This window comes from Coraliomargarita sinensis, from assembly GCF_003185655.1.
Classification (GTDB): domain Bacteria; phylum Verrucomicrobiota; class Verrucomicrobiia; order Opitutales; family Coraliomargaritaceae; genus Coraliomargarita_B; species Coraliomargarita_B sinensis.
The window spans coordinates 1-26,323 of sequence record NZ_QHJQ01000016.1 but is presented as its reverse complement, the minus strand read 5'-3'; the positions used below and the strand labels follow the sequence as shown (position 1 = coordinate 26,323).

Annotated in this window: 24 protein-coding genes and 1 tRNA gene; 12 read left to right on the top strand and 13 right to left on the bottom strand. The window is 56.0% G+C overall.

The features are described 5' to 3' along the window. Positions 1-211, bottom strand: a 211-nt coding sequence (locus DDZ13_RS14780) for a transposase (RefSeq protein ID WP_199221147.1), incomplete at its 3' end; no start/stop codon positions are given. Positions 212-429: 218 nt separating this feature from the next. Here DDZ13_RS14780 and sucC point away from each other — a divergent pair. Together sucC and sucD are read left to right on the top strand one after the other, a co-directional pair. Next, positions 430-1,617, top strand: coding sequence for an ADP-forming succinate--CoA ligase subunit beta (gene sucC / locus DDZ13_RS14775; protein ID WP_110132235.1), 1,188 nt, complete (start codon positions 430-432; stop codon positions 1,615-1,617). A 34-nt stretch (positions 1,618-1,651) separates the two neighbouring features. Next, entirely contained in the window at positions 1,652-2,536 is an 885-nt protein-coding gene (gene sucD / locus DDZ13_RS14770; protein ID WP_110132234.1) for a succinate--CoA ligase subunit alpha, read from the top strand. A gap of 236 nt (positions 2,537-2,772) precedes the next feature. On the opposite strand, the gene DDZ13_RS14765 is transcribed toward sucD, so the two are convergent. Further along, on the bottom strand, positions 2,773-3,243 hold the full coding sequence (locus DDZ13_RS14765) for a response regulator (RefSeq protein WP_110132233.1): 471 nt from the start codon (positions 3,241-3,243) through the stop codon (positions 2,773-2,775). 129 nt (positions 3,244-3,372) lie between these two features. On the opposite strand from DDZ13_RS14765, the gene DDZ13_RS14760 reads away from it, so the two are divergent. Continuing rightward, positions 3,373-3,457 (top strand) — tRNA-Leu (locus tag DDZ13_RS14760). 67 nt (positions 3,458-3,524) lie between these two features. Here the strand turns inward: DDZ13_RS14760 and DDZ13_RS14755 are convergent. From DDZ13_RS14755 to trpS, 3 genes are all read right to left on the bottom strand, one after another. After that, positions 3,525-5,048 (bottom strand): hybrid sensor histidine kinase/response regulator, encoded by a 1,524-nt coding sequence (locus tag DDZ13_RS14755; RefSeq protein WP_110132232.1) that lies wholly within the window; start codon positions 5,046-5,048, stop codon positions 3,525-3,527. 44 nt (positions 5,049-5,092) lie between these two features. After that, positions 5,093-6,451, bottom strand: coding sequence for a hypothetical protein (locus DDZ13_RS14750; protein ID WP_110132231.1), 1,359 nt, complete (start codon positions 6,449-6,451; stop codon positions 5,093-5,095). 78 nt (positions 6,452-6,529) lie between these two features. Continuing rightward, positions 6,530-7,597 (bottom strand): tryptophan--tRNA ligase, encoded by a 1,068-nt coding sequence (trpS, locus tag DDZ13_RS14745; protein ID WP_110132230.1) that lies wholly within the window; start codon positions 7,595-7,597, stop codon positions 6,530-6,532. Between the two features lie 279 nt (positions 7,598-7,876). On the opposite strand from trpS, the gene DDZ13_RS14740 reads away from it, so the two are divergent. Then, positions 7,877-8,212 carry a DUF3592 domain-containing protein gene (locus DDZ13_RS14740; protein ID WP_425486571.1) on the top strand — a complete coding sequence of 112 codons (336 nt, stop codon included), beginning with the start codon at positions 7,877-7,879 and terminating at the stop codon, positions 8,210-8,212. 178 nt (positions 8,213-8,390) lie between these two features. Here the strand turns inward: DDZ13_RS14740 and DDZ13_RS14735 are convergent, their stop codons facing one another. Continuing rightward, positions 8,391-9,200 (bottom strand): helix-turn-helix domain-containing protein, encoded by an 810-nt coding sequence (locus DDZ13_RS14735; protein ID WP_158279946.1) that lies wholly within the window; start codon positions 9,198-9,200, stop codon positions 8,391-8,393. A gap of 76 nt (positions 9,201-9,276) precedes the next feature. Between DDZ13_RS14735 and DDZ13_RS14730 the strand changes: the two genes are divergently transcribed. The 4 genes from DDZ13_RS14730 to DDZ13_RS14715 all read left to right on the top strand — a co-directional run bounded on the left by DDZ13_RS14730 (position 9,277) and on the right by DDZ13_RS14715 (position 13,944). Further along, the gene (locus DDZ13_RS14730) at positions 9,277-10,062 is read left to right on the top strand and encodes an SDR family oxidoreductase (protein WP_110132227.1); all 786 of its coding nucleotides are present in this window, start codon (positions 9,277-9,279) and stop codon (positions 10,060-10,062) included. 129 nt (positions 10,063-10,191) lie between these two features. Then, positions 10,192-11,595, top strand: coding sequence for a glucuronate isomerase (uxaC, locus tag DDZ13_RS14725; protein WP_110132226.1), 1,404 nt, complete (start codon positions 10,192-10,194; stop codon positions 11,593-11,595). Positions 11,596-11,639: 44 nt separating this feature from the next. Further along, positions 11,640-12,623: a phosphoglycerate dehydrogenase gene (locus tag DDZ13_RS14720; protein WP_110132225.1), complete on the top strand. Its 984-nt coding sequence runs from the start codon at positions 11,640-11,642 to the stop codon at positions 12,621-12,623. A gap of 229 nt (positions 12,624-12,852) precedes the next feature. Then, the gene (locus DDZ13_RS14715; protein ID WP_110132224.1) at positions 12,853-13,944 is read left to right on the top strand and encodes an Ldh family oxidoreductase; all 1,092 of its coding nucleotides are present in this window, start codon (positions 12,853-12,855) and stop codon (positions 13,942-13,944) included. Here DDZ13_RS14715 and DDZ13_RS14710 read toward each other — a convergent pair. Then, positions 13,941-15,200: a hypothetical protein gene (locus DDZ13_RS14710; RefSeq protein WP_146209393.1), complete on the bottom strand. Its 1,260-nt coding sequence runs from the start codon at positions 15,198-15,200 to the stop codon at positions 13,941-13,943. The two genes, DDZ13_RS14715 and DDZ13_RS14710, sit on opposite strands and share 4 nt — an antisense overlap. Before the next feature lie 379 nt (positions 15,201-15,579). Between DDZ13_RS14710 and eno the strand changes: the two genes are divergently transcribed. From eno to DDZ13_RS14695, 3 genes are all read left to right on the top strand, one after another. After that, positions 15,580-16,866 (top strand): phosphopyruvate hydratase, encoded by a 1,287-nt coding sequence (gene eno, locus DDZ13_RS14705; RefSeq protein ID WP_110132222.1) that lies wholly within the window; start codon positions 15,580-15,582, stop codon positions 16,864-16,866. A gap of 97 nt (positions 16,867-16,963) precedes the next feature. Continuing rightward, positions 16,964-17,383 carry a SufE family protein gene (locus DDZ13_RS14700; RefSeq protein WP_110132221.1) on the top strand — a complete coding sequence of 140 codons (420 nt, stop codon included), beginning with the start codon at positions 16,964-16,966 and terminating at the stop codon, positions 17,381-17,383. 57 nt (positions 17,384-17,440) lie between these two features. Continuing rightward, the gene (locus DDZ13_RS14695; protein WP_158279945.1) at positions 17,441-18,244 is read left to right on the top strand and encodes a TatD family hydrolase; all 804 of its coding nucleotides are present in this window, start codon (positions 17,441-17,443) and stop codon (positions 18,242-18,244) included. A 93-nt stretch (positions 18,245-18,337) separates the two neighbouring features. Here the strand turns inward: DDZ13_RS14695 and DDZ13_RS14690 are convergent, their stop codons facing one another. The 6 genes from DDZ13_RS14690 to DDZ13_RS14665 form a co-directional block, all read right to left on the bottom strand. Continuing rightward, positions 18,338-19,090, bottom strand: coding sequence for an MlaA family lipoprotein (locus DDZ13_RS14690; RefSeq protein ID WP_158279944.1), 753 nt, complete (start codon positions 19,088-19,090; stop codon positions 18,338-18,340). Continuing rightward, positions 19,071-19,685: an MlaC/ttg2D family ABC transporter substrate-binding protein gene (locus DDZ13_RS14685; protein ID WP_110132218.1), complete on the bottom strand. Its 615-nt coding sequence runs from the start codon at positions 19,683-19,685 to the stop codon at positions 19,071-19,073. Before DDZ13_RS14685 ends, DDZ13_RS14690 begins: the two co-directional genes overlap by 20 nt. 18 nt (positions 19,686-19,703) lie before the next feature. Further along, entirely contained in the window at positions 19,704-20,510 is an 807-nt protein-coding gene (gene mlaD / locus DDZ13_RS15560) for an outer membrane lipid asymmetry maintenance protein MlaD (protein ID WP_158279943.1), read from the bottom strand. A 15-nt stretch (positions 20,511-20,525) separates the two neighbouring features. Further along, positions 20,526-21,275: an ABC transporter ATP-binding protein gene (locus DDZ13_RS14675; protein WP_110132217.1), complete on the bottom strand. Its 750-nt coding sequence runs from the start codon at positions 21,273-21,275 to the stop codon at positions 20,526-20,528. Next, entirely contained in the window at positions 21,276-22,052 is a 777-nt protein-coding gene (locus DDZ13_RS14670; protein WP_110132216.1) for an MlaE family ABC transporter permease, read from the bottom strand. It abuts the gene before it with no gap. Between the two features lie 171 nt (positions 22,053-22,223). Beyond that, complete coding sequence (locus DDZ13_RS14665; protein WP_110132215.1) at positions 22,224-23,645, bottom strand: isochorismate synthase; 1,422 nt, start codon at positions 23,643-23,645, stop codon at positions 22,224-22,226. 301 nt (positions 23,646-23,946) lie between these two features. On the opposite strand from DDZ13_RS14665, the gene DDZ13_RS14660 reads away from it, so the two are divergent. Continuing rightward, positions 23,947-25,923, top strand: a complete 1,977-nt coding sequence (locus DDZ13_RS14660; protein ID WP_110132214.1) for an ATP-dependent helicase — start codon at positions 23,947-23,949, stop codon at positions 25,921-25,923. The last annotated feature ends 400 nt before the right edge of the window (positions 25,924-26,323 follow it).

Here is a 26,323-nt window from a genome sequence, read left to right as displayed (position 1 = left end):
AAGCATCCGGAACCCGCAAAAGGACATGAAAGTGATTCGCCATCACGCAGTAGGTCAACACCTCGACCCCGCAGAAATCCGCCACCTGCCAGATCATCTTCCGCAGGATCTCCTTCTCGCGGTCCCCGAACAGACGCTCCCCATTCACCGTTCTGGTCATACAGTGATAGGTCGCATCGCTGCCAAGTACTTTTAGCCTTCGGGTTCGCATGCTAAGAAAAGGAAATCGCTCAAATTGAAGTCGTAGTCAAGTATTATTAGCCTGTCCCTTTTTTTATTTTACAGGGGTGCTTGCTTTAAAGATGGGTCTCACGGGGCAAGTCGCGCCTCGAGGATAATTCCAAAAATCCGGACTGAAAGAGGTTGCACCTCGCGCAAGTCGTTGGCATTGAACCTCACTTTCGTGTCAAAAACCGTAAATTATCAGCAATGAACATCCACGAGTATCAAGCAAAACGACTTCTGAAGGACTATGGAGTCCCCGTGCCAAAGGGCTACGCTGCCCAGACATCACGCGAAGTCGAAACCGCACTTTCCCACCTGGGCGACGATGACACTATCGTCGTGAAGGCCCAAATCCATGCGGGGGGCCGGGGCAAGGGCACCTTCACCGACGGCTATGAGGGGGGCGTGAAGCTCTGCCAAGGCCGCGCGGCCGCCCTGGATGCTGCCAACCACATGTTGGATAACACTTTGGTGACCAAGCAAACCGGCCCTGAAGGCCGCAAGGTGCAGACCATCTATTTCACCGAAGCCTGCGACATCGCGCACGAATACTACCTTGCCATCGTGCTCGACCGGGAAACGGCCCAGTCCGTCATCATCGCCTCGACCGAAGGCGGCATGGATATCGAAGACGTGGCCGAGAAAAGTCCGGAGAAGATCATCCGCGTGCCGATCTCCCCAACCATGGGCCTCCGCCACCACCACTGCCGCCGTGTCGCTTTTGAGCTCGGCTTCAGCGGCGATCAGGTCAAGCAGTTTGCCCGCATTCTTACCGGACTCTACAAGCTTTACTGGGAGAAGAACGCCATGCTGGTGGAGATCAATCCGCTCATCAGCACTCCGGCTGGCGACATCTTTGCGCTGGATGCCAAAGTCTCTTTTGACAGCAACTCTATCTTCCAGCACCCGGACATCCAACAGCTACGCGACCTCAATGAAGAGGACCCCAAGGAAGTGGAAGCCTCCAAGCACCACCTCGCCTACATCGCGCTGGATGGTAACATCGCCTGCATGGTGAACGGGGCCGGTCTTGCCATGGCGACTATGGACATCATCAAGAGCTTCGGTGGTGAACCCGCCAACTTCCTCGATGTCGGCGGCGGTGCCAACGAGGATCAGGTCACGGCGGCCTTTAAAATCATCCTCTCCGATCCCAACGTGAAGGGCATTCTGGTCAACATCTTCGGTGGTATTATGAAGTGTGACGTCATCGCCCGCGGGATCATTGCGGCGGCCAAGAACGTCGACATTCAAGTGCCGCTCGTCGTTCGGCTCGAAGGTACCAACGTCGAAGAGGGCAAAAAGCTGCTCCGCGAAAGCGATGTTGCGCTGACTCCGGCCGACAGCCTCGTCGAAGCCGCCGAGCTCATCGTCAAACAAGTCCAGAACTAAATCCTGCGAACCGAAACTTCAGCAATCACATCCAATGAGTATTCTCGTAAACAAAGACACGCGTCTCGTCGTTCAAGGGATCACCGGTAAAACCGGCACCTTTCACACGAAGCAATGCATCGAATACGGCACCAACGTCGTCGCAGGTGTGACCCCCGGCAAGGGCGGTCAAATGTGGGAAGATAAAGTCCCCGTCTGTAACACTGTGGCCGAAGCCGTCGAAGAGCACGGCGCCAACGTATCCGTGATTTATGTGCCGCCGGCCTTCGCCGCCGACTCGATTCTGGAAGCAATTGAAGCGGAAGTGCCGCTCGTCATCTGCATTACCGAGGGCGTTCCTGTCCGCGATATGGCCGAGGTGCGCCGCCGCCTCTATTTTCACAACACCAAAACACGCCTGATCGGCCCGAACTGCCCCGGCATCATCACGCCGGGCGAGTGCAAGATCGGCATCATGCCCGGCTACATCCACAAGCCCGGCCGTGTCGGTGTCGTCTCCCGCTCCGGTACCCTGACTTATGAAGCGGTCTGGCAGTTGACACAAAAAGGCCACGGCCAATCCACTTGCATCGGTATCGGCGGCGATCCCATCAACGGCACCTCGCAGACCGATGCCATTCGGATGTTTAACGAAGATCCGGATACCGACGCCATCATCATGATCGGTGAGATCGGTGGCAGCGCCGAGGAAGATGCCTGTGCCTATATCAAGGAACACGTGAAAAAGCCGGTCGCCGGCTTTATCGCCGGAGCATCCGCGCCCAAAGGCCGGACCATGGGCCACGCTGGGGCAATTGTGTCGGCATCCGGTGCCGGCACAGCCGAAGCGAAATTTGCCGCCATGGAAGATGCCGGCGTCTCCATCGCCCGCAATCCTTCCGAGATCGCCGACGCTCTGCTAAAGATCTACAAGGGCTAAGCGCCACTCACGATGTGCTAGTCACGCATCGTCGAGTGTTTCAAAATTTCGAAATCTGCCCGCTGGCTCCGGCCCGGGCAGATTTTTTGTGTGGGCAATTCCAAAGCGTTCGACTTCATCTCGGTGCCGTCGCACCTACGACGAGATGGAGGGCCACGCTCAGTCGATGCCTTGTCATTAGAGCGCCCGAATTGACAGCTGAATACCGAACTGACTCCGAAGAGGCATCATAGTACCTAACGGAAAGGCCAAAATCCAAAGACTTTTTTCTTCTCAGAAACTTCCGGCTCCGGCTCAGGCCCGGCGGGCAACTCAGGCTCGGGTTCCGGGGCCACATGCACGGGTGCCGAATCCAAAGGCTTGTCACGCATCTCCTCGATCACCCGAGCGTATAGGAGAGGTTTTTTGTAGTATGGGATGTCGTTTTCTTCCAGGGTCTCAATGTCTTTGGGCGTCAAGCAGCCCGAGACAATCACGGTTTTGCACTCCGGGAACTGGTCACGTATCTCCAGAACAAACTGTATACCGAGACCGTCCGGCAAACGATGATCACTGATAATCAAGTCGATCCTGATGCTCTGGTCCGACAAGATGGCCCGCGACTCCTCCAGATCAAAGGTAGGATAGACTATATGCCCTTTCAATTCCAACTGCGCCACAGCGCTAGCTTGAAGATCTTTCTCATCCTCTATGAAAAGAATATTCATAACGTCACACTACAGAGAAAATACATCTGCGTAAGGAAATCAACGGGCAAAATGTCACATTCAGGAAACCAGAATAACACAAAATCTTGCAATCACGCTCAAGACGTCCATTCGTCGTAGTGTTGACATGCCCAGATGGCGGAATTGGCAGACGCGCTAGACTCAAAATCTGGTTCCTTCGGGAGTGTGGGTTCGAGGCCCACTCTGGGTACCATGCTTCGATGAATAATCGGAGCTTTTTGGGGTCTACACCAAAGTTTGGGGACTGAAGCCTATCCTTTTTATTCCTCGATGAGTGTTTTGATACGATCCGCCAGTTGATCGGCGGTGTAGGGCTTGGCCAAAAACTGCTCCACCCCACAGGCCTTGATCTCCTGTACTTTTTCCCGCTGCTTGTGTCCACTCGACACCAGTATGCGCACATCAGGGTTAAGCTTCTTGAGCGCGCGGCAAAGCGCCGGGCCATCCATGAATGGCATCTCCACATTGGTGACGACCATGTCGATCTCAGTTTGGTTGGCCGCATACACGGCCAGTGCCTCGGTTCCGTCCTGAGCCGTTAGCACACGATAACCACGGTCTTCCAAAGTTCGTTTAATCGTCTCACGGATAAAGAGCTCGTCATCGGCCACCAAAACAAGACGTCCGTTCCCCGAACTGCGATCTTCCACTATTGATACACCCTCGCCGCCATCCTGATCCTGCGCATCGGCGGGTATGTAGAGCGTCAGTGTGGTGCCGGTGCCCCTATTACTTTCGAGCACCATGAACCCCTTGTGTCCCTTGACGATCGCCTGGGTATTGGAGAGGCCGAAGCCAAAGCCCTGCTTGGGCTCTTTGGTGGTGAAAAAAGGTTCGGCGACGCGTTTAATGATGTTCTCATCAATACCGAAACCGGTATCCTTGAAAGCGATACTGACGTAAGCGCCGACTTCGGCTTCGGGGGCGAGATTGGCAAAGTTTTCATCGCAGCGGCAATTCGCCACTTCAATCGAGAGCGTGCCGCCATCCGGCATCGCCTCGCAGGCATTTTGCATGATGTGCTGATAAGCCTCGTTTAGTTCAGCGGCCTCACCGCGAAACTCCCAAAGGTCTTCGGCCATGTGGACGTTCAGATCCACATTCTCCGGCACCACGGCTACCTTGGCCCGTTGAATCGCACGAAGGATCTGGGTCTTGCGTATGACTTCGTTGCCCCCGCCTTTTCCACGCTCGAAGGCGAGAAGATCGGTGATCAAATCCGCCCCTTTGGTCGCGCATTTTTCGATCATGGCCACCATACCCTTCGATTTATCATCGGCCACCGTCCGCTTGAGCATGGCGGATGAAAGCATGATGGGAGCGAGTGCATTATTTAACTCATGGGCGATTCCACCGGCCAGCAAACTCGACGACTGAATATGATGCGCCCGTGCCGCGGCATCGGCCTGTTTCTTTTCCTGAGTGATGTCGCGGTTGAAAGAAAGCACGGCAAGCGCCTCGCCCGCGCTGTCGCGATACAGCTGTTGGCGGGCATCGATTAAGTGTTCGTGCCCCTCACGATCGATTTGGCGGAGCTCACCGGACCAACTCCCTTTGTCGCGCAACTCAGCCACCGCGACTTTCCGATGTTGGCTATCGAGATAAAAGATCCGCTCGATCGACCGACCCATAATCTCTTCCGCAGACCATCCGTAAAGACTCTCGGCAAAACGATTCCAATACAGGATCCGGTTATCCATACTATGAACGACCACCGCATCCGGAAAGTTGGCTAACAATTCCTCAAAACTGAGGGGCAACTCAGGATAGTCTTTCTCGCTCATCTGTTTTCTTGATGTGTCGGACGCTGACAAAAGGCAAGAACGTATCAAAAGACCGGGGAAACCTCTAGTTTCTGACCAGGCTCGACCGTATATTTCCCGGATTTGTCGGGATCCTCGTCATTCCGGTAGATTTGAACGTCAATCGCAGCGTCCAGATCCGAAGGAGCCACCCAACGCCATTTGCCAATTTCCTGAAATTCCATCACGACACCTTTGTCCCAATTCAGGCCTCCTCCACTGCCGCGCAAGTAGGGCTTGTTCCCGATTCCGATAAAAACGGAGGCAGTCAGCACAGCATCATTCTTTTTGGCTTTCGTTCGGGTAACAGGCGAAGTGATTTTCTCCTCGTCAAAGAGCATGCCCGCACTTCCAGCTTCGGGAGCCTTGTGGGTTTCGTCCGGAACTTGCCTGTTTTCGACATTCTCCTTTTCGGGCCGTGCTTCCTCTTCGGTGGAACTGGCCTTTTCTTCGGCAGGGACCTTCCCTTCGGTGGCTTCCGGCGTCTCGGATGGAGGGGAATCCTGCTCCGCTTCCTTTTCCTCGACCTCGGGCTCGGGCTCTTCGACAACGGGCTCCGGTGCCTTTGCCTCGGGAGACGGTTTGGCCGCTTGCTCTTTCGCCTTGGACTCGATGATCCGGCTGACCGCCGCCGAAGAATTATCCCCCTTATCAGTAATCGCACGCTGCAGAAGCCGAGCTTCCTCGGGACCATGCCGCTCACGGGCGGAGCGCTTGGGGCGCTCGATTTGAGCCACGGTCTTTTCCGGCTTGGCTGGCGGTGTTGTCTTCCCGGTCGAGGGAGCCGGTTCCGCTTGTTTCGGGCCCGTTTCGACCGGTGCTGGCCCAACGGCTTTGGGTGCGGGTTCCGGCTTCGGTTTCGCCTCAAGCGCGGCCAGGCGTTTTTCAATCGGCTCCAGCACTTCCGGGTCGAATGCGGGCGGCACTTCCTTGGGCAAGGCTTTAAACTCCTCCTGTAAGTCCTGCACAACTTTCTCCTGGGCCCTGCGGTCTTCCTCCAGTTGCTTTATTTTTTGGTCGATGACTTCCGTCAGCGCGGCATTGGGGCCCCCAGCCTGGGAGACCGAATCCTCCAGACCACGCATCCGGGCATCCAGCCCACTGATTTCCTGTTCTGCATTCAGGATATGTTTCTGTAAAATACGCAGATCCGCCTCGCGGTCTTCACGCTCTTCGCGCACCCGCACCTTAAACTCCACCACGTAAGGCAGAACGAAGAGCCCTGCCCCCAGGGCCACTGCGGCAACACAGGCCCCAACCTGCCAGTTCGTGAGTTGCCAGCCACCGAGAACCGCAATGGAGAGAGCGGTAGCGACAAGCAAGACGTCCCCGAGTATGAAGGGCCACTTACTGAGCGTTGTTTGCGGGTCGTCGTCAGGATGCATGCAAAAGGGGCTGTACGCTGTTCGGGGACACAGTCAAACCACTCATCCAACAGCAATCAACTCTCTTTTCGATGTAGCCTAACGTGGCCGCTCCACGAAACCTGCTTTTCGATAGACCTTGGAGAGGATCTTGTAAGCCCGTTTCTGAGCCACGCCGGCTCCGGCCTTGAGCACACCTTCTAGATAGGCCTTGTCGGCAATCAGTTCTTTATACCTGGCCTGCACCGGTTCGAGCATGGCGATCACGGCATCGGCCACCTCCTTCTTCAAGGTGCCGTAGCCCTCGCCAGCCAGCGATGCTTCGATATCAGCGATCTCGCGCCCGGAGGAAGCGGCATAGATCTGCAGGAGATTGGAGACACCGGGCTTATCGTCGGCAGCCTTGATCTCACTACCGGAGTCGGTCACCGCGCTCATGATCTTTTTCTGCAGGACCTTTGGGTCGTCCAGAATGTAAAGTGTGGCGTTTTGATTCTCGTCGCTCTTGGACATTTTACGATCCGGGTCCTGCAGCGACATGATCCGGGCCCCGGAGGCGGGGATAAAAGGCTCAGGGATGGTAAAAGTCTCGGAGTAGTTATGGTTGAAACGTTGAGCCAAATCACGGCAAAGCTCGAGGTGCTGACGCTGGTCGTTGCCAACCGGCACAGCATCGGCGTTGTAGAGCAGGATATCCGCCGCCATCAGAACCGGATACATCAACAGCCCGGAGTTGACCGAGGCCTGGGCACGAGCCCCTTCATGCGAAAACTTCAGGTCGGCTCCATCCCCTTCGGCCACTTTGAATCCCAGCTTGGCCGCTTTTTCCTTAAATTGCGTCATGCGCTGGAGGTCCCCAATCGGGGTGATGCAGCTGAGCACCCAGGCCAGCTCGGTGTGCCCGGTCACGTGCGACTGAATGAAAATATTCGAGCGCTCCGGATCGAGACCGCAGGCGATGTATTGAGCCACGCAGGAAAGCGTATTCTTCCGCAATTCGGCGGGGGTATACTTCACCGTAATCGCATGCTGGTCCACCACCCCGAAGTAACAGTCGTAGTCATCCAGCATCGTGGCCCAATTTTTGACCGCACCGAGGTAATTACCGATCGTCAGGACGCCGGTGGGCTGTGCACAGGTTAGGATGACAGGCTTATTGTCGCTCATGAGGCGATTGACGGCAGCAGTGACTGGCTTGTCAACTTCTACTTGCCAGCTTGCCGGCAGGGCGCACGGGATTAGACCACAGAATTCCTCTCTTAACGCTTCATCATTCGCAGAGCATTCCAGAGCCGCAAAAGAAGTTTTTGCATTCAATTAAATAAATGCCTAAGCGGAGAAGACTATATGGATCCCGCATTTATATTTTATGCGATTGCTTCGGCTATTTTCATTTTTGGGGCCTACCGGGTTGCGCTCGGCTATCTAAGCCGAAGTTGGCCCAGCGTGAAAGCAGAAGTCATATTCAGCCGGATCGAAACGCGCCACCACGGCGGGCAAAATGGTGGCGGAACTTCAGCTAAGATCCGTTTAAAATACCGGTACTTCGTAGGCGGCCGTGAATATACCGGTCATCGTTTTTGCTTCGGGGGCGGCAGTGCCCACAGCCAGGCAATTGCCACACAGGAATTAGTCGAAGAAACCAGCAAATTCGATGTTTCATACTGCCGGTCATGCCCTTCACTCTCAGTTGCCAAGCCGGGGATTCAGCAGGACAGCTTAACTGTGATGGGCTTTGGTTTGGGCCTGCTGCTACTCATGTTTTGTTTTATCCAGGCATAGTGGCACCTGGTATAGTAGCAATTTTGCAGAAGGTTTAATTATTTTGCCTACCCTTCTTTCCGAATTGAGAAGGACCTCGCACCGCATCGATCCCCGTTCTCACGAACAGGGCTACAGGGTTTTACTTGATGCTCTCATGCTTCCCGAAGGATCAGGCCTCCACTCCGGCAATCCTATTTTAAACCTGGAGTCCCCGGCGATAGTGGACTGGCGAGAGGCCCACCAGCTGTTTAAACTGACGGCTGAAAAAATAGATATCCTTGTAGCCAAGTGCCTCGGCGATCTCACCGACTCGGAGCGAACTGCTTTCCAGATAGCGGCGTGCCTCGATAATCTTACAATTGATGAGGAACTGGCGCGGAGGCTGGCCGATTTGCGCGGTAAACTCCCGGTCGAAATGCGAACGTGAGATGCCCATGCTCCGGGCAAACTCATGGATGGATTGAACCGATGCCGGGTCTTCCCGAAAAACACGCAAGGCCTCGCTCACCGCCGGACTGAGCGCATCACAGGTCCTGCCACCTGTTACCTGAAGGATAAACTCATAAAGTTTCCGGGCGAGCACAGCGTCATCTTCCCGACGTAAGGCGACCCGCATAATCAGGTCGATCTGCCGCTTGGCCGATGCCAGGGAATCCACCACACCCCCAAGATGCGGCAGGCCTTCAATTTGCTGGAGCCGCTCTCCGTTTCGCAACGGGAAAAAGTGCGCCGAGAAACGTGTAATCCTGGGGCCGGAATAGTGCGCCGCACTGATACTCTGGTGTGGAGAAAAGACAAAAAAACTACCCGGCTGGATGCGAAAGGCCTGACCGTCACAACTGAGATACCCGTCCCCCGCCAAAGCCAACCAGAAATTAAAATGATCCTCCCCCGCTGTTTTCCACTGCCAGAAGTCAATCTCCGTACAGAGGTAAGGAAACCACGGGCGATCCACCAACTGGAGCGAATCAAAGTCCAGGCCGGGCGCTTTGTTGAGAGCAGTCACGAAATAATGAAATAATGCAAACTTATGCAGGAGCAATCTATTTATTGAAATGGCGAAACCTGCTATTCTAGGAATCATGACACCTCCTGAATATCTCCAATCTTTATTCTCACTTGAAGGCAAAGTTGCCGTCGTTATCGGCGGCACCGGCGAACTCTGTGGTGCGATGGCCGAAGGTCTCGCCGCAGCCGGTGCCGAAACCGTGCTCGTCGGCCGCAGTGAGGAAAAAGCCGCTGCCCGCCTGAAGAAAATCGAAGACGCCGGCGGCAAGGCCTACTTCGAAAAAGTCGACATCAACTCAAAGGCCTCCAATCAGGAACTTCTCGACAAAGTGCTGAAAGAATCCGGCAAGGTCGACATCCTCATCAATGGAGCCGGCGTCAACTCCCCCACACCGGTCTTTGAGATCGAGGAAGAGGAATTCGACCGGATTATCGCCACAAATTTGAAAGCTGTACTCTTTGCCGCGCAGGTCTTTGGCAAATACCTCGTCGATCGGGGCGAAGGTGGCAGTATCATCAACATCGGCTCCATGAGCGGCATCATCCCTCTCTCCCGGGTATTCACTTATTCCGCCACCAAGGCGGCGGTGCATAACCTGTCCAAGAATCTGGCCCGCGAGTGGGCCGAGTCGAAGGTACGGGTTAACACCATCGTCCCGGGCTTCTTTCCCGCCGAGCAGAATAAGAAGGTGCTCACACCCGAGCGCGTGGCCAGCATCATGGGCCATACCCCGGCGAATCGCTTCGGCGAAGCGCATGAACTCATTGGCGCCACCCTCCTGCTCGCTTCCGATGCCAGCAGTTTCATGAACGGTGCCGAACTCGTGGTCGACGGCGGCTATGCCTCGATGACGATCTGAGCAAAGCACAGCTTTGCCGTTTACCGGTTACCAGTCTACCAGTGACCTGTTTCTGAAAGCTAACTTTAAGAACTGAAAACTAGCAAACTGGCAACCGACGAACTGATAACTGAATAACTGATTTCATTTATGAAATATCTACATTCCGACTTTCTTCTTCCCAACAAGACGGCCCAGCGGCTCTACCACGAGGTCGCGGCTGAACAACCGATCATCGACTATCACTGTCACCTGCCACCGGAAGAGGTCGCGGGCGACGTCGGGTTCAAAAGCATCACCGACATCTGGCTGGGCGGCGACCACTACAAATGGCGGGCGATGCGCGCCGCGGGCGAATCCGAAGAACTCGTGACCGGCGATGCCGAGCCGAAAGACAAATTCCTCGCCTGGGCCCGCACCGTTCCCCAGACCTTGCGTAACCCTCTCCATCACTGGACGCACCTCGAACTGAAGCGCTGCTTTGATTGTGATCTCGTGCTTGGTCCGGACACCGCCGAGGAAATCTGGGAGCTAACCAATGCGAAGCTCGCCGAATCGGACTTCACGACGCAGAAAATTTTGAAGCAGTTCGACGTGCGTGTGGTGGGCACCACGGATGATCCGGCTGACTCGCTGGAGCACCATGCCGCCTTTGCCAAGAGTGGGCATCCCACCAAAATGTGCCCCACTTACCGACCGGACAAGGCCATGATCACCACGGATTTGGATGCATGGAATGCATGGACGGATAAGCTCGGAGACGTCTCAGAAAAAAAGCTCGATTCTGCCGCGGACTTAATCGACGCGCTGAAACAGCGGCATGACTTTTTCCATGAACACGGCTGCCGCCTCACCGACCACGGTTTGGAAAGCTGCCCCTGCCTCCCCTGCAGCGACTCGGAGGCAGCCGCGATCTTCAAGAAGCTGCGCAACGGCGACGCGCCCAGTGCAGACGAATCCGAGCAATGGATGACGTACATTCTCCAGCAAGTCGGCCGCTGGAACGCGGAAAAAGGATGGACGATGCAGTTCCATATTGGACCGATTCGTAACAACAACTCCCGCTTGTCGAAAAAGCTCGGCCCTGACGCCGGCTTCGACTCCATGCTCGATGAACCGATCGCCCGCAAAACGATCGCACTACTGGATAGCCTCGCCAGCGAGGATGCCTTACCCAAATGCATCTTCTACCACGTCAACCCGACGATGCTCTACCCCTTCGCCACCCTCATGGGCAGCTTTCAGGACGGGAAGACTGCCGGCAAGATGCAGCTCGGTTCCGGCTGGTGGCACGTGGATACGCTGGACGGCATGCGCACCCAGATCGAAACACTCTCCAGCGTCGGCCTGCTCAGTCAGTTCGTCGGCATGCTGACGGATTCACGCAGCTTCCTCAGCTACCCGCGCCATGAGTATTTCCGCCGCTTGCTCTGTAACATCATCGGCACCGACGTCGAAGCCGGCCTCATCCCCGACGATAAGTCCCTCCTGGACAATCTCGTCAGCGGCATCTGCTACGAAAACGCCGACCGTTATTTCGGCTTTCCAAAATAAAAAACCGACTACCGGCCAACCGAAAACTGAAGAACTGATTTTTCATGAAAATTCTATTAACCACCACCTCGTATCAAGACACACCCGGCCCGCACCACGAGTTGCTCGATAGCACCGGTGCTGAGATCGTCCGCGAGCGCGGCCCGCTACCCGAATCGCGCATGCTGGAACTCGCCGGCGATTTCGACGCCTTTCTCTGCGGCGACGACGAGATCACGCAAGCCGTCATCGACAAGTCGCTGCCCAAGCTGAAGGTAATCGCCAAATATGGTATCGGCGTGGACAAGATCGACGTCGCTTACGCCACCGAGAAGCAAATCCCCGTCAGCTTTTGCCCGGGCGTAAATCATACGACGGTGGCCGAGCATGTTTTCACTCTTCTCCTGGCGCTGAACAAAAACCTGATCGAGCAGGCCAACGCCGCCGCTGCCGGAGAGTGGAAGCGCATGACCGGCCACGAAATCATGGGGAAGACCATCGGCATTATCGGCCTCGGCCGTATCGGGCGCGAGGTCGCCATCCGCGCCAATGCCTTTGGCATGAAATGCATCGGCTACGACCTCTACTGGCCGAATGATTTCGCCGAGCAACACAAGGTCGAGCGCATGGACGGTGTCACTCAACTTCTCCGCGAGAGCGACATTGTTTCCCTCCACACCAACCTGACGGAAGAAACCCGCGACATGATCTGCGAGGCGAGCATCAAAAACATGAAGGATGGTGCCACACTGATCAATTGCGGCCGGGGCGAATTGACCCACACCAGCGACATCGCCGCCGCCCTGGAGAGCGGCAAGCTCGGCGGCTATGGCGCCGACGTGCTCGACCAGGAACCACCTCCCGCCGATCATCCGCTGCTCGGAGCCAAAAACTGTATCATCACCCCGCACGTGGGCTCCCGCACCTACGAAAGCGTCCAGCGCCAGGCCGGCATGGCCACGGAGAATCTGGTTCTGCTTCTCAAAGGGCAAAAGCCGCTGGCCCAGGTGAATGACGTGCCGCCGCCGGAAGCCCTGATTCAGTCTTAATCATAATCATACTCTTCATCTTAATCCCAACGAAAAAACTAAGATAAAGATCAAGATTAAGAGTAGGAACATTCTCACTCAACCACCCACCACCAAGTCACACCGTCTTGTCCGGCGTACCGTTATGAAGGCGGAAGCCCCAAGAGGACGCCGAGCACCTCCCACAAATCAACGACTCACAAGTCACGCCGTAGACCCGAAAGGGCGAAGGCGGAACCACCCACCAACCATGTCCGAAACATTCTACATCGTCCCTGCCGAACAACACAACGAACTCGTTAAAGCTGCGTATCAGCACCGCGGATACAATGCCGAGGAGGCGGCGCAAGCGGCGCGCTTTTCCGATTTCGCCGCCCACCACGGCATCCGCACCCATAATGCGATCAAGGCGCTGCACCTCGATCATCTCTTCGGCAGTGCCGCAGATGGCTGCGTACCGGACGCCCAAATCGAAAAGCTGGATTCCAGGTTTGAAGCCAGCCAGGTCTGGAATGCCAACAAGAAACTCGGGCAGGCCACCGCCTACGAAGCGATCGACGAATGCATCGCCCTGGCCGACAAATACGGGATCGGTCAAATCTCCGTCGACAATGCCTTCCACTATCTCTGGGGCGGCGGCTACGTCATGGAAGCGGCCAAGCGCGGCTATATCGCCTACACCAACTGTACTGCCGCGCTGGCAGAAGTCGTCCCCTTCATGGGTAAATACCCGACACTCGGAACAAATCCTCACAGCTGGGGCTTCCCTACCACTGATGCGGTCGGCTTCCCGATCGTGATCGACTGGGCCACCTCCGTCATTGCCATGGGCCGGGTACAGCAGTTTTTACGCGAAGGCACGCCACTACCCCCCAACGCCGCGGTGGACAAGGACGGCAATATGACCACCGATGCCAACGAGGTGGCCGCACTGACCACTTTCGGTGCCCACAAGGGCTACGGCCTCTCACTCATCAATGAAATTGTCGGGGCCTTCATAGGCGGCAGCCTCCCCACACTTCGCAGCCGCGAGATTCCGGAAGGTGAGAAACGCACCCCTGCGTTCTATTTTCAGGTGATTCATCCGGATGCGATCAGCGGCGGCGCTTTCGCCAAGGGCCGCGACCAGGCTGGCAATGTCAAGGCGGTGATCGACGACATTCTCGGCCACGGCAATGAGAATTGCCTGCTCCCCGGACAGCTCGAAGCCCGCTGGGCCGAGCGCGTTGTCAAGGCAGGCGGACTCCTCTTCACCAAGGCGGAAATCGATGCATTTAACGAACTGGCCACCGAAGCCGGCGCACCCACTTGGTCGGTCGACGACTTCAAGGTCGAGAGCTAGGCGACACCCGAACTTTCCGTAGTAAAGTACTTTTCGTCCGCCAGGCTCTCGATGAGGTGCTGCGTCGTCGGGCTGTCATCGTCGAGATTCTTGAGCTCCTTCTCCGTGAGTATCTCACTCTCGCCCAGGGCCATAGCATTGCGCAAGACCCGCACGATCCGCGAGTAATCGAATTCCTGGCACTCTGCCTGGAGATATTGAATCGCGTCCCGCGAAAGCGTCCGAGCGCGTAAAAAAGGATGTGCGATACGCAGCGAACTGAATATTCTTTGTGCAATGAGCGGAATGTCATCCGCACGTTCCGACAAGGCAGGCAATTCGAGCGTCGCGGCATGCTCACGCAAACTCCGCATCATCGGGCCGGTCGTTTCACTAAAATAGGTCTCCGAGTCGAGCACATGGCTGATAACGATTCGCAGGTGCGGACTCTCGAGCGAGCGCAGATCATCCAAACATTCGGAGAGAGCGTTGGCCGAACTGCGATTCAACTCCGCACTCAAGCCGACATAGCAGTTATGAACCTCGTCCTTGGCCGCGGCGGCTTTCTCAAAATCGCGCAGCTCATCAAAGTCCAGATGCATGGGGTCCATAACAAGAAGTGGGTAGATGTCACCATTGGCGTGGTAATTGAGCTCACGCGCCACCATCTCGAACTCCGCCCCGTCCTCGCCGTCGATAAGCACCACCTGTGCACCAGCTACCGCTTCATCCAGCTCGGTCAAAAAAGTCTGCATGGCCACACTTTGCGCCTGAAGATAGCGCGCCGTAGTCAGGCAAGTCTCCGGCCGTGCTTCATGTTTTTCTTTGACCGAAGGATCGGTCAGCGACTTCGCTTCGGCCTGCGGCTTCGATTTTTTACGGGACTTGGGCTTGCGCTTCTTAGGTGCTGCGGCCCGCGCCACCCCCTTGAGGACTTCCTGCATGCGCGCCTTGGCACGGTCAAGATTCTGGGGCAGCAGCAGATAATGTCCCATCCCGTCGATACAGTGTTGCCCACCTTCCGAAGTCTCTTTCGTCAACTGCTCGAAGCCAACGAGGTTTGTGCGGCGGCAACTGGTGTAAAGGCGCTCAAAAGCCCACAGGCGGTCTTCCAGGCTCAGGTCGTATAAGACCACGTCACTCTTGTTTAATTTCTTAACCGCACGTAGGAGTGGCTCGACTTCCTCATGAATAATACACACCAACTCCATCTCCGCCAGCAAAGCGACCAGCCGCTCTCTTGAGACGGCATCCTGAGTTAAAACATGAATTTCCATGAATCTAGTGTAACTATCTTACTGTCGTAGCTCGTAACCGCAGAAAAGGCTCAATCCGCATGTATCGAGTCATTTACTATTCTTTTAACGTTGGAGTGGATAAGATTCAGCTTTCCAGGTCTTTTATGGCAAGGGTCAAATAAGAAGCGACATGACGGTTGAACGTTCATCCGACTGAGGTCGAGGAGCGTGGGCGCACATCATTCGTACCGATAAACTTCGGTTTACAGTCCTGAAACAGCTCAACCCCGGCCGAATGAGAGTCCCGGGAAAGCGCAGGAATCATTGACAGTTCGCCAATGGGCTGCACAACAGTGGGCCGCTCCTGCAACTGGCTGGAGCATCTAGTCCTACACATTAGAAAAAGAAACGCTTAAAAATGAGCTCTACAATTATAGACATCCGTGCACGCGAGATCATCGATTCACGCGGCAATCCTACCGTCGAAGTCGACGTTGAACTCGAATGCGGCATCATCGGACGGGCAGCAGTTCCTTCGGGCGCCTCCACCGGTGAGCACGAAGCCGTTGAACTTCGCGATGGCGACAAGGACCGTTACCTCGGTAAGGGTGTCCAGAAGGCCGTCGAAAACGTGGATACGCTGATCGCTCCCGAACTCGTGGGCTTTGACGCATGCGACCAGCTCGAAGTCGACAAAGCCATGCTCGAAATCGACGGCACCAAGAACAAGGGCAAACTCGGCGCCAATGCGGTGCTCGGCGTATCACTCGCCGTGGCCAAGGCAGCAGCCCAGGTTAGCGGTCTACCTCTTTACAAGTATCTCGGCGGCCCGAACGCCAAGGTTCTGCCCGTACCGATGATGAATGTCATCAACGGCGGTTCCCACTCCGACGCGCCGATCGCATTCCAGGAGTTCATGATTCGTCCCGTCGGGGCGCCTTCCTTCAAGGAAGCCATCCGCATGGGCGCCGAATGCTTCCATAGCCTCAAGAAGGTACTTAAGGATCGCGGCCTCAGCACAGCCGTCGGTGACGAAGGCGGCTTTGCCCCCACTTTCGAAGGCACCGAAGATGCGCTGGACACACTGAGCAAGGCTGTTGAAGCCGCCGGTTATAAGGTGGGCAAGGACATCACCTTCGCTCTCGACTGTGCTTCTTCCGAGTTCTTCAGCGACGGAGTTTACGACTACAGCAAGTTCGAAGGCGAAGGCGGTGCGAAGCGTAACTCCGAAGAACAAGCCGCCTATCTGGCAGAGCTCTGCGAAAAGTATCCCATCGACTCGATCGAAGACGGATGCGACGAAAACGATTGGGACGGCTGGAAGGCACTGACCGACAAGATCGGCGACAAGGTTCAACTCGTTGGTGATGACCTCTTCGTGACCAACGTCGAATTCCTGCAAAAGGGCATCGATCTCGGCGTGGCCAACTCCATCCTGATCAAGGTGAACCAAATCGGCTCCCTGACGGAAACACTCGAGGCGATCGAACTTGGCAAAGTACACGGTTACAACTCCGTAGTCTCCCACCGCTCCGGTGAAACCGAAGACACCACCATCGCCGATATCGCCGTGGCGACCAACGCCGGTCAAATCAAGACCGGTTCCATGAGCCGCTCCGACCGCATCGCAAAGTACAACCAGCTCCTTCGCATTGAAGAAGAACTGGGCGACAACGCGATTTACGCCGGCACGCTGAAGTCTTAATCGGGCCAGCAACCTATTTGGCAAGGCCCGGCGGGATTTCCCGCCGGGCTTTTTTGACTTCTAATCCCCAAGTCCTAGATTAGAAATAAATTGGATTATGACACTCGAAGACAAGAAAGCCGCTCTCATTGAGGAAATCACCTTGATCCCGGATGCCTATGAGCGCCTCGGGCACATCGTCGAACGCGGCAAGAACGCGGAAGGGCTCCCGGAGGACCTGCGTATCGACAGCTTTAAGATCGAAGGCTGCATGTCACAACTCTGGGTGGTGCCTGAGTTTAAAGACGGTTTCTGCTACTATAAGTCCGAATCCGACTCGGCGATCGTCAAAGGCATCGCCTCCCTGCTCTGTGATTTTTATAGCGAGTCAAAGCCCGAGGACATCGTGGAAACCGACGCCGAGTTCCTTGGTGAGGTCGGGATCACCCAACACTTGTCGCCCAACCGCCGAAACGGCCTGAGCCGAATTGTGGAATCTATTCAACGATTTGCCAAATCCTGCATGGCCGCAAAGTGAGAGCGACAGGTTTGTCGCTTTATCTTCGGCTGAAGTGGCAACAAACGTATGGCTAAGATGATGCCACACCCCCTATACGACGCGCATGTGCACCTTGCGGATGAGCGTTTCAAGCATTCGCTGCCGGAAGTGCTGGACAGCTACCAAGGTATCAATTTGGACAAGGCCATCATTATCGGCACCTCACCGAAAGACTGGCCTGCGGTGGTTGAAATGTCCCAGAAAGATAATCGCTTCATCCCCGCAGTGGGCCTACACCCCTGGGAGGTGAATCGCGCGTCCGAGACCTGGCAGGCCCTGCTTATTGAATTCCTGGAACGGGGGATCAAGGTGATCGGCGAGATCGGGCTGGATCAGTGGATCGACGGGCACGACATCAAGCGACAACAGAAAGCCTTCATCTGGCAAATGTCACTGGCTGCTGAACGCAACCTACCCACTTCGATTCATTGCCTCAAGGCGCACGAGCCTCTGTTAAAGACACTTCGCTCCATGAAGCTGCCGGAACGCGGGTTTAAACTCCACGCTTACAGCGGCCCCGTCGAAACCATGAAGCCTCTACTGGACCTGGGGGCCCACTTTTCATTCAATGCCGGCCAGCTGAAACCCAATGCCAAAAAAGCACCGGAACTGATCCAACAGGTCCCGGACGATCGTTTATTGATCGAGACGGACGCCCCTAATTTCCTGCCGCCGGAAGAGCATCGGGAATTTGCGATGGAGGAACCCGACCTTTGTCATCCGGGAAACATCCGGGCGGCATATCAGGCGATTGCAGAGCTACGCGGCCAGCCTTTGCCCAGTCTGGCCGCACAGGTTAGTGAGAATTTCCAACGCTACTTTATGCTTCATGACACGTAATCGGCCCGCACTGACCTGCATCATTTTGACGAAGCATGGAGGGCAAACGCTCCCGCGAACGTTCTCGATTCATCAGAAAATCACAGGACGATATTACTCTTCAATCGCTGCCCGCCGCATCTGAGTATATCCGTTCTTCAGCGAGCTGTAAGGATCAATAGCCGAGCCCTTGAGCTGTTTATAGCGCTGGAGCAAATCCGGGCTGATCACCGTAATTTCCGTTGCGGTCAACGCCAGGCGCCACTCCCAGTTCCAATCGTCAATGAGACTGAAGGGCTCATCGAGAGGATTCACAGCTCGGTCACCCATGTAACCCCCAAAATCGCGTAAGTTGGATGGCCCGAGCAGCGGAATGACCAAATATGGACCTTCGCCCAAGCCCCAGCTTCCCAATGCCTGCCCAATGTCCTCTTTTGGAATCGGCTCAAAGCCTTTCACGTGATCAGCAGGGGTGGCAACGCCAAGGACACCAACAGTGGAGTTGATCGCGAAGCGCCCGCTTTCAACCCAAGCCCCTTTAAGGCGGCCCTGGAGTAAATTGCCCGCCAAACGGACAGGATACTTCAAATTATCGAAAAAATTACTAGCACCTTCCTCGACAGGATCAGGGGTTATAGCCTGATAACCATCCGCCAGTGGCTCGATCAGATTGAGGTAGACGAAATCGTTGAACTTAAATGTGTACCGGTTGATCGCCTCCAGCGGGTCACTAACCTCGATATTGTTCTCCAATTCCTCTCCATAGAGGTCCGCTTCACTCAGGTAGTCCCCTTCTCCCCATGTGCTGAGCGGCGCGAATAAGGCCAACAACACAGTGGCCGTAATATTAAATGGTAAGGTTCTCATCAATCTCATCCTTGGTTAGCAGTTCGTTTAGTTTAGCGATCAATCCTTCCGCATCGCCTTTACGAAAATGATCATCAATTTGCTGACGGTAATTCGAGACAACACTGATATCCTCCGCTACGACATCGTAGACCTGCCACCCGCTCTTCATCTTGCCCAAGCGGTAAAGCATGGTGACTGTTTGGTCTTCCAGGTGCACCTTGCTGGGAATCTCCATACGCTTGTCCGTAATTAGAACCACCTCTCCGAGTTCGACCTCTGGGCGGGCCTTACCCTCCATCCAGTTGACATATGCCTTAACAATGAGTGTCTTGACCAATTCAAGAACCTCAACTTGCTGCTCACTATTCAGTTCACGCCAGTTGCGGCCGATGGCTCTCCGGATGATGACGTCGAGTTCATACTTATCCTCAAGAACGGACCGGACCTTTGCCTGTTTCTCCTCTTTGGACAATTCACTGTTGGAATCACAGTAAATCACATCCAGAGCGGCGTCGATCGTACCGCGAAGTTTCTCCAACTCGGACTGACCGGCCTGTGCCGTCGTCCCCGCGACAAGGCATACCAAAACGAAACCATAAAGAAATTTTTTCATCACACTGTACAGTAAGTGTTAATTTTCCTCTTTGTCGATGCCGCCGAGGGCAAATTTACTGATTAAATTTTCGATATCCAGTGCGGACTCGGTGTCGACAATCATATCACCCGGCTCCAAAGCAAAGCCTGAGCCTCCCGGGGAAAGCTCGATAAAACGGCCGCCAATCAGGCCGGCTGTTTTCACGGAAGCAATCGTGTCATCATCAAGCTCAAGAGATTCGGGAAGTTCCAGCGTCACGATGGCATAAAAGTTATCATTCAACTCGACGTCTATAACCGAGCCGACCTGCACTCCGCCCACCTGAACCGAACTCCCGGATTGGATGCCGTTGATACTCGAGAAACGTGCCTTCAACTCGTAGCTGTCCACTCCAATAGAACGAGCCGCACCACCTCCAAAATTCGCTAATGCATTCTCTAAACTAAACGCAGTCTCCGTTAAAACGATCGTGCCACCTTCTACCAACCTTTCTCCTGAAGTTCCGGGCGATAATTCAATAAAACGGTCTCCAATCAGACCAGACGTTCTAACCGATGCGATGGTGTCGTCATCCAGTTGAATATGATTCGGCAGTTCCAGGGTCGCGATGGCATGATAGTTGTCGTTCAAGGTAATCTTTTTAACCGTGCCTACGGGGACGCCTGCAATTTCAATCCGGCTGCCGGTATTCACGCCGCTGATACTGCTGAAGCGTGCCTGCAACTCGTAACTGTCACTTCCAAAAAAACGCGCGCCGCCCACCTGCAACGCCAGATAAAAAACAGCCAACAGCCCGACGAGAACGAAGCAACCGACGAAAAATTCTATGGTTCGATTATTCATAATAAATTCGGTGGACTAACGGATCGATTTTCCATGGTTAGCCTTATTCAAAAATCCAGCAAGTGCAGACTCGGCCTCGTCGTCCAGTTCATTGGGCGGACCGTAGAATTTAATCACGCCTTCGTCCAGCCAGGCGACCTGATCACTGATACCGAACACTTCAGGAATATCATGGCTCACGAGTAATGCGGTAAAGCCGAAACGCTCACGATAATCCGCGATCATTTCAAAGACCGTGTATTTACGTTCCGGATCCAGTCCGGTTGTCGGTTCGTCAAAGAGAACCACCTGCGGGTTCGTAATCAGGGCGCGCGCCAAAGCAACCCGCTTCTTCATGCCACCGGACAATTCGCCGGGGTAGCGGTCCGATGCTTCAGTCAGTTCCACCTGTTCCAGCATACGGTCAACCCGCTCCCGTATCGCCTTATTGGAAAGGCCCGTCGATTCACGCAGCGGCAGTGCGATATTATCGAAAGCACTCAGGGAATCGAAGAGCGCATTGTTCTGAAACATGTAGCTGAAGAACAAGGACCCATCCTGGCCGGGGCGGTGGGCCTTACTGATCGGCTTGCCGTTAAGCTCGATCGTGCCACCGTCCGGCTCCAGCAAATGAGCGATACATTTCAAGAGGACCGATTTACCGATACCGCTTTTCCCGATCACCGTGGTGACCGAAGCTTCCCGAACATCCAGATCCAGCCCATCCAGCACTTTCTTATCCCCGAAGTGTTTCTTAAGGCCGCGTATACTTAGATTTGCATCCATTTAGAGTAGAAATGAAGTGATCAAATAGTCTGCAGCAAGCACGCTTACGCTCGACCAGACGACGGCGCGTGTTGCCGATTCACTGACGCCCCGCACCCCCGGGAATGAAGCCTTCCGGTGAGTATTAAACCCCCGGTAGGCGCAGATGGCGATGGTCAGCAGGCCGAAGACGATCGCCTTCACGAACCCTCCTCGAACATCGGCCCACGTCACACTCTCAAAAACACGTGCCCAATACACCCCAGGATCGACACTTAGCAATACCGAGCCGGTCAGGTAACCGCCTAGAATTCCAATCAAATCAAATATGGCGGTAAGAATCGGATAACAGATCAGTGCAGCGACCAGTCGCGGCCCGACGAGGTAGCCTTTCGGGTCGATACTCATGGTCTGCAGCGCATCGATTTGCTCGTCATTCCTCTGAATACCTAGCTCCGAAGCCATCGCCGAACCCGCCTGCCCCACGATCATCAAGGCCGTCAGGACTGGCCCCAACTCACGAATCAGCGAGAGGGCCACTGCAGTCCCCAGCGCGGACTCGGCACCAAACTGGACCAGAGTGTAATAGAGTTGCAGGCCCATCACCAAACCCGTGAACAGACCGACTGTGGCCACAATAGGCGTGCAGCGAACGCCAATCTCATGAATCGCCGTAACCAGTTTCGCCATGCGATGGCGCTGGGAACCGAAACCGGCCAGGGAGGACAGCCCAAAAAGGCTGATCTCTCCAAGCTCGTGAACCGTCCCGAGTGCAAGGCTGCCCAATCTCCGTATCATAAGTTAGCGTAATCAGTAGTTGATAGATTCGCGACGTTAGGCCTCTACCAGTCCAATGCGATAGCAAATTTCCACATGATCCCCGCCAGGCTCTCACGTTAGCGTACCGCCTTCAGCCGGTCCTTCTTTTCCAGGGTTGGGCCACTGCCTAAAAACGGGACGCCAACGAGTTCAAAGTGTATCCAACAGGGCATTCAGTTTCAGTTCGGTTTCCCGGGCTTCTTTCTCCGCATCCGAGCCTTCCACGATCCCGGCACCGGCGTAGAGTTTGGCCCGCTTGCCATCGATCAAAGCGGAGCGAATCCCCACCACCATCTCGCCTTCATTCAGGTGGTTGAACCAACCGACCACCCCGGCATAGAGCCCGCGGTCCATTTGTTCAAGTTCGCGAATCCGTGGCACCGCTGCCTCTCTCGGCGTCCCGCCCACCGCCGGTGTGGGATGCAGTTCACTCAGCACCTCCAGCAAATGCACCGATTCGCCCACTTCCGCATGGATGGGTGTATGCAAGTGCTGCACGTTGGCCAGGGGCAGAATGCGGGGGCTTGCGTCGGCGATGCCCTCAATCCCCACTTGCTCTAGACGCCGCAGGATGGAGTCACGCACACAGGCATGCTCGCGGAGGTCTTTTTCACTGTCGAGGAGGCCCCGTGCGCATGCGGCATCCTCGCCGGCGTTGCGCCCACGCGGGGCAGAGCCCGCAATCGCCTCGGTCAGTAGCTGCCCGTCACGAATCTGGAGAAGCCGCTCAGGCGTGGCCCCGATAAAGCTGCGCCCGGATCCGCCACCGTAGGAAAATGTGAAACAGGACCCGAAACGCTCGCGCAAGCGGTTGAGCGCATCCAGCGGCTGCCAGGGCCCATCTGCCTCCAGCTCGATCCCCCGGGCCAGGACGATCTTTTCAAACTCTCCCTCTCGGATCGATTCGAGAGCCTGCTTGACGGCCCCCTCAAAGACGCCCGGCGCCAACTCCCGGCGCGAACACGGCTCCGGTTGCTCCGGGGGCTTGTCATTGGCCGGATCATTTCCGTAGTCAAAGGCCCCGAACTTCTGATAGGCGCCCCAGACGCGGGCCACTGCCTCGTCGAGATTGGTCCCGGCATCGATCTTCAGATTCGCCACCGCACCGTACTTCCCTTTGGAACGGGACACCTGCCAGCGGGGCAGAAAGACCGTAGCCGCCGGAAACTCGCCCCCCTCGGCAACACTGTCTTCAAAACTGAAGGCGGTAAAAAAATGCGGACCGGTAAAGGCCTCACTCAAGTCACCCACCACGATGGTGTTTTCCAAAACATCGTCTGCGAAGGCCTGCACCTGTTGGAACCGGCCCGGGCCATCGAAGCGGGCCTGCACCACCGCTTCGGCTCCGGCAATGGCCTCGTCGTCGGCCGGGCGCTCAATGTAAAAGTGGAGTTCCTCGGGCTCGTAGATGGATTGCAGCACCGCCAGAGGCGCGATGTGCTTCACCTCCAGGGAAATACTCGCGATCTGAAAATGCCCCTTCGTCACCGCCGCCTCCTTACAACCCTCCAAAAAGCGGCGAAGCGCGGCCTCATCTCGACCCGGTAACATCTCGGAAGGAATAATCTGCATCCCCCCGAGGGAAACCAAGCTGGCATAAACCGCAACCCCTCTCTTACCCCAATCCCCTCTGCTTCATCCTAATCTTAATCGTAAACTTAATCTTACTCTTAATCCTAATCCCAATCCCAAATCACAGCCCACAGCCAAAGGATTATGAGTAAGATTATAATTAAGAATTTGCCCCACTCCCATATCCCGTATCACGTATCCCGCATCCCGCAACTCACCACCCACCACCACGTCACGCCGTAGCCCCGACAGGGCGAAGGCGGATCAACCACTCAACGACCTACCACTTAACCACCCACCCGTGCTTTCACCACTCCCACCGATCGATTTCCGCGCCGAACTCAACGACGAGCAATACGCCGCCGTTACCGCTGAACCGGGGCCCGCACTCGTGCTGGCCGGTGCGGGCTCGGGCAAGACGCGCACCCTCACCTACCGCGTGGCCTATCTGCTCCATCAAGGCGTGCAACCCAACGAAATCCTGCTGCTCACCTTTACCAACAAGGCAGCCCGCGAGATGCTGGAGCGAGTGGAGGACCTGACCGGCATACCCCGCCGCTACCTCTGGGGCGGCACCTTCCACAGCATCGCCCAGCGTATCCTGCGCCAGCACGGGGAGCTCATCGGCCTGAAGCGCCACTACACCATTCTCGACGAGAGCGAGGCGGAAAGTATCCTCAAAACCGCCATCCAGGCCCGCGACGCCAAGTTCATCAAAACCAAGAACAACCCCAAGCCCAAGGTCCTTCACAACCTGATCAGCTACGCCCGCAACACCTGCGGCTCGGTCCACGATGAGGCCGCCGACCGCTACCCCTTTCTCGACGGCATGGCCGACAAGATCGCCGGCTTCCACCAGGACTACCAGAAGGCGAAATTGGAGCAGCAGGTGGTGGACTACGACGACCTGCTGGAATACCTGCTCAAACTCTTCCGCGAACATCCGGAGGTAGCCCGACAGTATCAGGACCGTTTCAAGCACATCCTGGTCGACGAGTTTCAGGATACCAACCGCCTGCAGTCCGAGATCGTGGATACCCTCGCCGCCCACCACCAGGTGATGGCCGTCGGCGACGACGCCCAGTGCATCTACACCTGGCGCGGGGCCAACTTCGACAACATTATGCGCTTCAGCGAGCGCCACGAAGGCGCGGAGCTGCACAAGATCGAGACCAACTACCGCAGCTCTCCCGAGATACTTAGCTTTGCCAATGATGTGCTGCGCGCCCAACCGGCCGGACTCGGCTACAATAAAGAACTCCGTGCGGTCAACGACTCCGGCGAAAAGCCCTACTTCGTGCCTTTGATGGATGCCCGCGGCCAGGCCCAGTTCATCATCCAGCGCCTGGAAGGGCTGGTCGAGGAAGGCCGCGACCTGTCGGACGTCGCCGTGCTCTACCGCGCCCACTACCAGGCCATGGACCTTCAGATGGAGCTCACCCGCCGCAATATCGACTACCAAATCACCAGCGGGGTGCGTTTCTTCGAGCAGGCCCACATCAAGGACTTCACCGCCCAGCTGCGCTTCGCCTCCAACCCGGCCGACGTTTCCGCCTTCGCCCGCTTCACCACCCTCCTGCCCAAGGTCGGCCCCAAAACGGCGGAAAAGCTCCACAAGTTCATCCGCGAACGAGCGGAAAAGCTGGAGCAGAATTTTGTCGACGTGCTCTGCTCGGAGGACGTGCTTAAGAAAGTCCCGGCCGATGCAAGGGAAGAATGGCCCTCGCTGGCCGAGACCATCCGCGAGCTGGTCCACGCCCTCAGCGAGCAGGCCCCGCAGGACCTGGTGCAGTTGGCCCTCGACGGCTGGTACAGCAGCTACATCCGCGAGATCTACCCAAACTGGACCGAGCGGGCCGACGACCTGCAGAGCCTCGTGGCCTTCGCCGCCCGCTACGACACCATGGAGGAACTGCTCGCCCAGCTCGTGCTACTCGCCTCGGAGAGCAACGAGCGCAGCCCGGAGGACCTGAAGAATTGCCTCCGCCTCACTACGATCCACCAGGCCAAGGGGCTGGAGTTTCCCGTCGTCTTCGTCATCGGCCTGGCCGACGGCACCTTCCCGCTCAAACGCACTATCGACGAGGGCGATCTCGAAGAAGAGCGCCGCCTCTTCTACGTGGCCGTCACCCGGGCCAAGGAAGAACTCTACCTCACCTATCCGATGCTCAACAATCAGGGCAACCAGGTCATGCGCCTCAACCCCAGCCGCTTCGTTCGCGAAGTCGACCCGTCACGCTTTGAGACCCTCCGCGCCGCACCGGCGCGGAGCTGGTAGCAGGCGCAGCACTACAGCCTGTCGCATCCGCCCGCCAGACGTATGACCATTGGGAAACACTTGCGTCGCATCCGCTCGTCAGACGGATGATTCTCAAAAGATGGGTTAGAAGCCAAAAACAAAAGCCAGTAAATCAATCAAAGACTTATCTACTTTCAGGATTCGCCAAAATGGCGGATAAAAATCCCCTCAAGCGATTGTCAGCCCAAGTCTACCAACTGTCCCCCTGTCCTCAGAATCCGGGGTGGTTCCCCACAAAGCTTATAACTTATTTTAAAGCGCGTCCAGCGGGCTCAGCGTCTGATCCTTTTCGTCCTCCATCACATGCAGGTAGATCATGGTCGTCTCGACGCAGGTATGCCCCAGAAGCTCCTGGACCGTGCGGATGTTGCTTCCGTTC